1 protein-coding gene is annotated in these 396 nt (G+C 39.6%); it reads left to right on the plus strand.

Features of this window, described 5'->3' with window-relative positions; all coding sequences use genetic code 11:
- Positions 1-320 (plus strand): hypothetical protein (locus tag HC175_RS19895; RefSeq protein WP_209310136.1); only part of this gene is annotated, 320 nt, incomplete at its 5' end.
- Between the last annotated feature and the right edge of the window lie 76 nt (positions 321-396).

Consider the following 396-nt stretch of genomic DNA (forward strand, 5'->3'; position numbering starts at 1 on the left):
CCGGGATCTATGAAAAATTCATAAGTACCCGGCCCGAAGCAGCAAATCCTGAAGCCGATAAACTGGCTGCTTTTACTGAAGAAGACCTCCGGGAATATATAAAGTCCTTCGACAACAGAAATGGTCTCTCTTTTGAAACAGCCGTAGTTCCCAGAAGCATAATAGCAGAATATGAGTGGATGAAAGAAAATTATCCCAATGCAGAATTGCTGGGGAAAAGCCTGATAAAACACCAGGGCCGAACTTATGATGTTTTTGAACTACAGAAAAAAGGGGAGGAAAAAATAAAGATCTATTTCGACACCTCCATTATTCTATAATTTCCAAAAAAGTTCCGGTTCTCCCAGGTTCTAAAAAATAAAAAAGGCGTTTTCGGAAATAATCCTCAAACGCCTT

Source organism: Salinimicrobium oceani (assembly GCF_012037645.1).